Annotated in this window: 1 protein-coding gene; it reads left to right on the top strand. The window is 38.2% G+C overall.

Features of this window, described 5'->3' with window-relative positions; translation table 11 throughout:
* The first annotated feature begins 319 nt into the window (after positions 1 to 319).
* On the top strand, positions 320 to 5,116 hold the full coding sequence (locus ACY65O_RS20380) for a PKD domain-containing protein (protein ID WP_462222698.1): 4,797 nt from the start codon (positions 320 to 322) through the stop codon (positions 5,114 to 5,116).
* The last annotated feature ends 522 nt before the right edge of the window (positions 5,117 to 5,638 follow it).

Consider the following 5,638-nt stretch of genomic DNA (forward strand, 5'->3'; position numbering starts at 1 on the left):
CCGCATTTTCTTTTTTAACAAGAGAATGGAAATTCACCAAAAAAGCCATTCCGGTAATGGAATTAGCACCTTGGGGAACCACTGAACCCAAAGTTTTACACATGGAAAGATTATAATTGTGGATAAACTGGCTTATATTTACCTTCAATTATAGTTTACCTTATATCAAAACCATACTGGCTTTATCAACAATAATCTTCCGGATTATTTCTTTATCAGCACAATTTTTTAACGGGTTTTAAGTTATAAGTAGTAATATAAAAATATGCTGCGTAAGCTGCATTGTCCAATTATTCATAAAAAACAAAGCACTTAAAAAATGACTACCAATTGTGGTGTCAAATACAGTTTTATAATTGTTCTATTAGCTCTCTTTAGTTTTTCTGCCAAAGCTCAACTATCTGCTAATTTTACAGCTGTACCATTAACTGGTTGTGCACCGCTTGTAGTTAGTTTTACAGATCAATCTACCGGTTCTCCTACACAATGGAAATGGGATTTGGGTAACGGAACAATATCTTTTCTTCAAAATCCCTCAGTAACCTATTTTAATCCCGGCCAGTACAATATAAAATTAGTTGTACAAGATGCTAACGGCGATTCAAGCGTAATAATTAAAACCCAATACATTACGGTGTATGCCGCTCCAACTGTTGCATTTACCGGTACACCATTAACGGGCTGCTTCCCTTTACCTGTAAACTTTACCGATCAAAGTACACCCGGCAACGGTACAATAGTTTCCTGGCAATGGGATTTTGGCGATGGTGCCTCAAGCAGTATTCAAAACCCATCACACACCTACACTGCATCGGGTAATTACAATGTAACCTTAAGGCTAACCAATAGTTTTGGTTGTATAAAAGTTTTGTCAAAAGCTCAGTATATAAAAATAAGCAGTGGTGTTACAGCCAGTTTTTCAAACTCAAGTCCATCTGCCTGCAATGCACCAGTAACTATTAATTTTCAAAATTTATCAACAGGCACGGGCACATTAACTTACCAATGGAGTTTTGGCGATGGCGTAACTTCTACTTTAACTGATCCATCACATACTTACCTAACTGCCGGAATTTATACTGTACAATTAATAACCATCAGCAGCGCCGGCTGCAGAGATACTATTACAAAAACTAACTTAATAAATATTGGAACAATTAACGCAGCATTTACCAATGCAAATAGTGTTTGTGTAACTGTTCCTTTATCTTTTACCAATACCTCTTCGCCTGCCCCAGTTGCCAGTGCATGGGATTTTGGCGATGCTACAACATCCACACAAACAAACCCTGTTAAAGTTTATACCGCACCGGGAATTTATACCATACAATTAATTGCGGATTTTGGCGGGTGCTTTGATACAGCCTACAGTACAGTTACTGTTTTTAATAAACCTGCAGCAGGCTTTACACAAACCAATACATTATCCTGCAGTGCACCACTAACAGTTAGTTTTACTGATATTAGTACAAATGCAATAAGCTATAATTGGGATTTTGGTGATGGTAATACTTCAACTCAGCAAAATCCTTTACATACTTATACAGCAACAGGCATTTATGATGTTACACTTATTGTGACTAACAGAGATGGCTGCTCTGATACGTTGCGAAAAATTGATCTTGTAAAAATTCAACCCCCGCAGGTTACTATAAATAATTTAACGGTATCAGGGTGTGCCCCTTTAACCTGGACGTTTTCATCAACTGTACTATCAGTTGATCCAGTGATAGGTTATCAATGGGATTTTGGCGATGGCGGAACTTCTATCTTACCAAACCCAACACATATATTCAGCGCTGGTATTTACACCATTCAACTAACCATTACAACTGCCGGCGGCTGTACTGCAACAACAATTGTTACAAGGGGAATTATTGCAAGCATAAAACCTGCTGCTAACTTAGTTGCCACACCAAGGGATGTATGTGCTCACATGCCTGTAAACTTTACAGATTTATCAACAGGAGCCATCACTAACTGGCTGTGGCTATTTGGCGATGGCGGCACTTCAACTGATCAAAACCCTATTCATATTTATGAAGATACCGGCTACTTCGATATTACACTGGTAGTTTGCAATGCCGGCTGCTGCGATTCGATAAAATTTTTAAGATACATCCATATCAATCCGCCTATTGCAGCTTTTACAGTTGATTTTGCATGTAATTCAAAAACAAGAACATTTACTGACGGCTCAATTGGTGCAGATGAATGGAACTGGAATTTTGGAGACGGCAATACATCTACCGTGCAAAGCCCCGTACATACTTATGCCGATACCGGAACTTATACCATTACTTTACTTGTAAGAAACTATACTACTGGTTGCGAATACACTAAAATTAGCAGTATAAGAATTATTGCAGAAAAAGCAAAGTTCACTGCCAGCGATACGGTCATCTGTAAAAACAATCCAGTTACTTTTAATGCTGTTGACAACAACCCCGCTAACATCGCCTCTTACCAGTGGGATTTTGGAGATGGAGCAGGCGCAGGTAGTTCTAATGCAACTCATATTTACACTCAAGCAGGTAAATACACCATACAATTAATTATTACAGATATATTTGGCTGTGCCGATACTTTAATAAAACCCTTATATATACAGGTAGATGGCCCAACTGCAGCTTTTGCACCAAGCGTTCCGGGCAGTTGCTTATTAAGTGCAATAACTTTTACTGATAATTCTGTAAGTGATGGAATACATCCCATTACTACATGGATATGGAATTACGGCGATGGCATTATTGATACTTTAACTGCACCTCCTTTTCAACATGCTTATGCAGGGCCGGGAAGTTATACTGTTGCATTAAAAATTATTGATAGTAAGGGCTGTATAGATTCCATAGTAAACCCAAGTGCAATTATTATTTCGAAGCCTGTTGCCATTTTCTCTACAACAGATACATTATCGTGCCCAACAAAACCAATTACTTTCAGTAATACTTCAACAGGGCCGGGATTAACTTACAATTGGAATTTTGGAGATGGCAACACCAGCACTGCTACAAATCCAGTACACAGTTATGCAGCTGATGGCGTTTATACTATTAAATTATTTATTACCGATCAATATGGTTGTACAGATTCTTTAGTCCATCCAAATTATGTAACTATTTTATCGCCACTTGCAAATTTTAGTATGAGTGATTCGTTGGGTACATGCCCTCCTTTATTCATCAGCTTTACCAATACTTCTCAAAATTTCACTTCAGTAAACTGGGATTTTGGTGACGGCACTTCCACACAAACTGATAATCCATCACATTTTTATAATGTGCCAGGAATATATTTTGCAAAGCTTACCATTACAAGCCCGGGTGGTTGTATTGATACCATACAAAAACAAATTACCGTACGTGGTCCGCAGGGTACATTTACTTACGGGCCAATAGTTGGTTGCAAACCATTAACAGTAAATTTTATTGCAAACACAAAAGACAGAATTTCATTTATTTGGGATTTTAATGATGGCACTACGCTTTCAACAATGGATTCTGTTGTTTCCTATACTTACACCATACCCGGTATTTATTTACCCAAAATGATTTTGGTTGATCCGGGAGGATGTGTAGTACCAATATTAGGGCCCGATACTATTGTTGTTAACGGTGTTAATGCAAACTTTGGTTTTACCAACAATAATTATTGCGATGCAGCTTCGGTTTCTTTTTCTGATTCATCAGTAAGTAATGATGTAATTGCCAGTTATGCCTGGGATTTTGGAGATGGTAATATTTCAACTTTACAAAACCCAACGCATTTTTATGCATCATCAGGTTTATATTATCCGCAATTAATTATTACTACCCAAACCGGTTGTGCCGATACAGTAAAAAGTAAAGTGCCCATAAAAATTGTAGCATCGCCGCAGGCAAATATTGCCAGTACTGCAAACGGATGTACACCACTAACGGTTAACTTTAACGGACAATTAATTGTACCAGACACCTCAGCAATAAGCTGGAGCTGGAATTTAGGAAATGGTAACACCTCTAACTTACAAAACCCACCGGCACAGATTTATACTGTTGCTGCAACCTATAACATTCAGCTTATTGCCACCAACAGCAGTGGTTGTAAAGACACAGTTAATAAATCTGTTGATGCGTATTTAGTACCTACAATTGATGCAGGTGCAGATACACTTGTTTGCAGGGGAAAAACTATTACACTAAATGCAACAGGCGCATCAAGCTATACATGGACGCCGGCTACAGGATTAAGCTGTATCAATTGTGCCAGGCCAGTTGCACAGCCAGATTCGGTAACTAATTACATTGTAGAGGGAAAAACAGCGCAGGGTTGCATTAACACCGATAGTGTAACAGTACAGGTAAAACAACCATTTGCCATGACTAACAGTACAGGCGACACTTTGTGTAAAGGAAATGCTGTAAGATTATTTGCAGGTGGTGCAGCAAGCTACGTATGGAGCCCGGCAACCGGTTTAAACAGCACCACTATTGCAACACCTTTAGCAAGCCCATCCACCACAACCACATATAAAGTTATTGGCACAGATGATAAAGCATGTTTTAAAGATACCGGTTACGTAACGGTAAAAGTTTATCCAATACCAACAGTAGAAGCAGGAACAGATAAAACAATTAATACAGGACAAACAGTAGATTTAATTGCCGCTGTATCTGCGGATGTAAACGCTGCTATATGGACACCCACACAAAGTATTGTACAAAATAATTTCCCCGGGGTAACGGTTAAGCCAAGAGAAACTACACAATACACAGTTGAAGTAAGAAATGCCGGTGGTTGTAAATCGAGAGACAATGTAACTGTTTTTGTTGTTTGCAACGGCGCAAATATATTTATACCCAATACCTTCTCCCCTAACGGCGATGGTAACAACGATATTTTTTATCCAAGGGGTACAGGTTTATTCAGTATAAAAACATTACGCATATTCAGCCGCTGGGGCGAAGTAGTGTTTGAGAAAAACGATTTTGCACCTAACGATGCTGCTGCAGGATGGAACGGTACATTTAAAGGATTAAAACAAAACCCTGATGTATTTGTTTACACTGTTGATATACTATGCGATAACAGTACAATACTTACGCTGAAGGGAAATGTGGCGCTGATACAGTAAAGTAATTTATTTTTTTTAAATGTAACTGTAGCCGAAATTCAAACAGCATCTTTTTATACTTATTCTAAAATAAAAATTAATTACCAGGCGGTGTACTGATTTTATTTGTTCATTCGTAAGGACAAGAAGGTAGGTAGAGAATTTTGTTACCATCTCCCTTTGCCCCTTTACCTGAATAGCTGTATTTCATAAACTTTTCAAATAACTGAACAAACTCCTACTGTTTGATTGCCTTAACTCCTGTTTTAAAAGTAAAATAAATTCCTTTTAAGCAAAAAAATGCTATATTAGAATAGTATTAGTTCTTTGATAGCCAATACAGTCAGGGCTTTGAGAAATATGACTATTATCCCGGCGGTATGATAATGACGGGGAGGAAATATAGTAATGGCAGTCAGTACAGGTTCGGGTTTTCGGGTCTAGAGAAGGATATTGAGATAAAGGGCGAAGGAAATAGTTTAGATTTTAAGTTCAGAGTTTATGACCCTGCGATGGGTAGATGGTGGCAGATTGATCCGAAGG

The organism is Ferruginibacter sp. (assembly GCF_031430955.1).
Lineage (GTDB): Bacteria > Bacteroidota > Bacteroidia > Chitinophagales > Chitinophagaceae > Ferruginibacter.

Coding starts and splice junctions, on each gene's coding strand:
- ACY65O_RS20380 (WP_462222698.1), top strand. CDS start 320: ATGACTACCAATTGTGGTGTCAAATACAGTTTTATAATTGTTCTATTA.